The 5,185-nt window shown below is 69.8% G+C and carries 1 protein-coding gene; it reads right to left on the minus strand.

The window, feature by feature from the left end:
• Positions 1–5,185, minus strand: a 5,185-nt coding sequence (locus tag ACZ61E_RS32470; protein WP_469703996.1) for an SDR family NAD(P)-dependent oxidoreductase, incomplete at both ends; no start/stop codon positions are given.

The raw sequence follows: 5,185 nt of genomic DNA on the forward strand, positions 1-5,185 counted from the left end.
TGTTGTTGAGGTGGGTGAGGGTGGTGTGGAAGTGGACGGGTTGGCGGAGGTTGTCGTACCAGTAGGTGTGGGTCAGGGTGGTGGTGTCGGTGGGCCCGTGGGTGGGGTGGGTGGTGGAGTGGAACGGGATCTGGGCGGTCTGGGGGGTGATGTCCGCGAGGACGGTGAGCAGTTGTTCTTTGAGTGCTTCGACGTGGGGGCTGTGGGAGGCGTAGTCGACGGGCAGCAGCCGGGTCTGGACATCGGCGGCGGTGCACTGGTCGAGGTAGGTGTGGATGTCCTCGGTGGTGCCGGAGATCACCGTGTGGGTGGGGGAGTTGATGACCGCGACCGACAGGCTGCCGTATCCGGCGATCTGTTCGGCGACGACTTCGTGGGGCAGCGTGACCGAGGCCATAGTGCCCCGCCCGGTGAGCGAGGTGAGGGCTTTGCTGCGCAGGGCGACGATCTTCGCGGCGTCGTCCAGGGTCAGGGCGCCGGCGATGTGCGCGGCGGCGATCTCGCCCTGTGAGTGACCGATGACCGCGTCGGGTCGGGTGCCGTGGTGTTCCCACAGCCGGGCCAGCGACACCATGACGGCGAACAGGGCGGGCTGAACGACGTCCACACGCTCCAGCAACGCCCCGGTCGGGTCGTTCAGGACCTCGCGCAAGGACCAGTCGATGTGCGGTGCGAGCGCTTGGGCGCAGGCTTCGATGGACTGGGCGTAGACGGGTTCCGTCGAGAGGAGGTCGGCGGTCATGAGGGGCCATTGGGCGCCCTGGCCGGGGAAGACGAACACGGTCTTGCCCTGCGGCCGTGTCACCCCGCTGACCACATGCGCACTGGGGGTGTCGGTGCCAAGTGCGGCGAGGCCCTCCATCAGGTCCGCGTACTCGGTCGCGACGACCGCGCCCCGGTGGCTGAGGGCCGCACGGGTCGTGGTCAGAGCACGCGCCACCTGCCCGGCCGTGATCTCCGGATGCGCGGTCAGGTGTGCGTGCAAGCGGGAAGCCTGCGCGGCCAGCGCCTCAGCGGTATGACCCGACACCGGCCACACCACCACTCCAGCCCCGGTCTCAGGGTCGGACTCGGTTTCAGGCTCGGTGACTTCAGCTGTCGGTGCCTGCTCCAGGATGACGTGCGCGTTCGTCCCGCTCATGCCGAACGAGGACACACCCGCCCGCCTCGGCCGATCCTCCCCCACCGCCCACGGAGTGTTCTCCCTGAGCAGCTCAACGGCCCCCGCCGACCAGTCCACATGCGGCGTCGGCTCATCCACGTGCAGGGTGCGAGGAAGCACGCCCTCCCGCATCGCCATGACCATCTTGATCACACCGCCCACACCGGCAGCCGCCTGCGCGTGGCCGATGTTCGACTTCAACGACCCCAACCACAGCGGCTGCTGAGGTGAACGATCCTTGCCGTAGGTGTCCAACAACGCCTGCGCCTCGATCGGGTCACCCAGCCTCGTACCCGTCCCGTGCGCCTCCACCGCGTCCACGTCCGCCACCGACAGCCCGGCGTTCGCCAGCGCCTGGCGGATCACCCGCTGCTGCGACGGACCGTTCGGCGCGGTCAATCCATTCGACGCACCGTCCTGGTTCACTGCCGAACCCCGCACCACCGCAAGCACCTGGTGCCCGTTGCGCTTGGCGTCCGACAGCCGCTCCACCAGCAGCAACCCGACACCCTCGGACCAGCCGGTGCCGTCCGCACCGGCCGCGAACGGCTTGCACCGGCCGTCCGGCGCCAGCCCGCGCTGCCGGCTGAATTCCACGAAGGTGTTCGGCGTCGACATCACCGCGACTCCGCCGGCCAGCGCGAGCGACGACTCGCCCTTGCGCAGCGACTCGCACGCCAGATGCAGCGCCACCAGCGACGACGAACACGCCGTGTCGATGCTCAGCGCGGGGCCCTGGAGTCCCAGGTTGTACGCGATCCGGCCGGACATGATGCTGCCGAACGTGCCCGTGAGCGCGAAGCCTTCGGCACTCTCCCGCGCCTGCTCGGCCCAGTGTGCGTAGTCGTGGTACATCGCGCCGACGAAGACACCGGTGGCGCTCCCCTTGAGCGAGCTGGGGTCGATGCCCGAGCGTTCAAGCGTCTCCCATGCCGTCTCCAGCAGCAGCCGCTGCTGTGGGTCCATCGCCAGCGCCTCGCGCGGCGAGATCCCGAAGAACGCGGCGTCGAAGGCGTCGGCGTCGTGCAGGAAGCCGCCCTCACTGGTGTAGGAGGTGCCGGAGTGGTCGGGATCGGGGCTGTAGAGCTCCTCCAGGTTCCAGTTGCGGTTGGTCGGGAACTCGCTGATGGCATCGGTGTGTTCGGCGACCAGTCGCCACAGGTCCTCCGGCGAGGTCACCCCGCCGGGGAAGCGGCACGCCATGCCGACGATCGCGATCGGCTCGTCGTCCGACCGGGGTGAGGTCACCGCGACGGCGGCTCCCCCGGCGACCGCGGTGGCCGCCGCCTCGGTGGCGGCGGACCACACGTACTCGACGAGCGCGGCGGGTGTCGGGTAGTCGAACAGCAGCGTGGCGGGGAGTCGCAGACCTGTGCTGGAACTGAGCCGGTTGCGCAGATCGACCGATGTGAGCGAGTCGAACCCGAGGGCCTTGAAACTGTCCGCCAGGTCGACCTGTTCGGGCGACACGTGTCCGAGGCTGGTGGCGACCTCGGTACGGAGCAGGCCGCGAATCAGCTTCTCCTGCTCGGCCTTGTCCAGACCGATCAGCCGGACGGTGAGCGACGCCGAAGGGTTACGTGTCCCCTGGCGGCCCGCCCCGGTGCCGGGGCGTCCGGCCGAAGAAGGCGCGAGCGAGCCCAGTACGGGCGGGAGTTGACCAGAGGCCGCCTGGGCGCGCAGCGAGGTGAGGTTCCAACGGGTCGGTACCACAAGGGCGTTGCCGCTGGCGCAGCCCGAATCGAGCAGAGGCAGGGCGTCCTCGGGTGCCAGCGCCAGTACGCCGTTGCGTTCCATCCTGGCCACATCGCCCGCGTTGAGGTGACGGGTGATGCCCGATTCGGTGTCCCAGAGCCCCCAGGCCAGCGACGTACCCGACAGCCCGGCGGCACGGCGGTGCTGCATCAGGGCGTCCAGGAAGGAGTTCGCGGCGGCGTAGTTGGCCTGCCCCGCGTTGCCCAGCACGCCGAAGACCGACGAGAAGGTGACGAAGACCGACAGGTCCAGGTCCCGGGTCAGATGGTGCAGGTGCGTCGCGGTGTCCACCTTCGGGCGCAGTACGCGTTCGAGCTGCTCCGGTGTCATGGTGTCGATCAGACCGTCGTCCAGAACACCTGCGGCGTGGACGACACCCGTCAACGGATAGGGGTCGGGGACCTGGGCAAGCAGCGCGGCCAGCGCGTCAACGCTTGTGGTGTCGCATGCCGCGACGCTGACTTCCGCTCCCAACTTCCTTAGTTCCGCTTGCAGTTCGGCGGCGCCGGGGGCCTCCGGCCCCCGGCGGCCGACCAGCAGCAGACTCGGGACGGCATGCCGTACGACCAGATGACGGGCGACCGCCGCTCCGAGCGCTCCGGTACCGCCGGTGATCAGGACGGTACCGGCGCCGTCCCAGGGATTCTCCGGCTGCTCCGGAGCGAGGTCGAGACGCACGAGGCGTGGCACGAGGGCCGTCTCGCCCCGCAGGGCGAGCTGCCGCTCGCCGGCCGCGACGGCGCTCTGTACAGCAGAGGCGAGAAAGCGCGGGTGCGGTTCCTCAACGGCCTCCGGATCGAGGTCCACCAGCAGGAAGCGGCCCGGGTTCTCGGCCTGGGCGCTGCGGACCAGACCCCACACGGGTGCCGCCGAGAGACCTGGCAGCTGCCCCTCCCCCGCCGCCACCGCGCCCCGCGTCACGACGACCAGCGTCGCGTCCACGAGTCCGGAGTCCGCCGCGAAGACCTGAAGTTCCCTCAGAACCAGCTGCGTTGTGCGATTCGCCGCGTCCGCCAAGTCATCGGCGGTCCCGGAGGGAACGGTGAGCGATACGAACTCCGGTACGGCGGCGCCTCCCGCGACTGCCGCACCGAGCTCGGCCATGTCCGCGTAGAGAGCCGTGTCCGCCGGGAGTCCGGCCGCCGCCGCGCCGACACTCACCCATGAATCCGGCGACGGGGCGGGCTGGGAGACACCGCCCGCCATCGTGTTCCATTCCACGACGTAGTGAGCGGCCACGTCGGCGTTCGACCGGGCGGAAGAGAGCTGAGCGGCAGACGCGCGACGGAAGGTCAGCGTATCGACGGACGCGACGGGCCTGCCCACCTCGTCGGTGAGGGCGAGGGAGACGGTGTCGTCGTCCACGGAGCGGATTCGGGCCCGGACCACCGAGCCCCCGACAGCATGGACACGCACGCCGGACCACGCGAAGGGCAGGCGCAGACCGTCCTGCAAATCATCAGGAGATTCGGGAGCGAGACCGTGGAGCAGGGTTGCGTGAAGAACGGCGTCGAAGAGAGCCGGGTGAACGGCGAACGGGGCGTCGGCCGAGTCGAGTTCGCCGTCCGGCAGCCGCACCTCGGCGAACACGTCGTCGCCCGAACGCCAGACCGCCGTCAGCCCCCGGAACTGCGGGCCGTACTCATAGCCCCGGAGAGCCAGCATGTCGTACGCGTCCGTCAGCGGCAGCGGCTGGCCACCGGCGGGCAGCCAGTCGAAGTCCGCGGGCGTGGCGAGGGGTTCGGTGATCAGCCGACCGCGCGCATGGCGTGACCAGGGCTCGCCGGCCGGGGTGAGCGCTTGTCGCGAGTACACGACGAGCGAACGACCGCCGGTCTCGTCCGGAGCACCGACAGCGACCTGAATCTGCACCGTGTCCTTCTCGGTGACCACGAGAGGCGCTTCGAGCGTCAGCTCCTCGATCGTGTCGCACCCGACGTGCTGCGCCGCGTGCATGACCACATCGATGAGGGCGGTCCCGGGGAGGACGGTCGCACCGAGGATGACGTGGTCGCCGACCCAGGAATGGTCCGCCTGGGCGAATCGCCCGGTGAGAAGCGTGCCGCCGCTCTCGGCCTGCTCGACGGTCGCGCCGAGGAGCGGGTGGTCGGTGGTGGTCAGTCCCGCGGAGGTGAGGTCCTTGGCCGATGGGGTGTCGTTGAGCCAGTAGTGATGGTGTTGGAAGGCGTAGGTGGGGAGGGTGGGGTGGTGACGGGAGGTGGTGGGGGTGGTGGGCCAGGTGAGGGGGGTGTGGTGGGTGTGGAGTGT

The sequence above is a fragment of the Streptomyces sp. NPDC104581 genome (assembly GCF_055583685.1).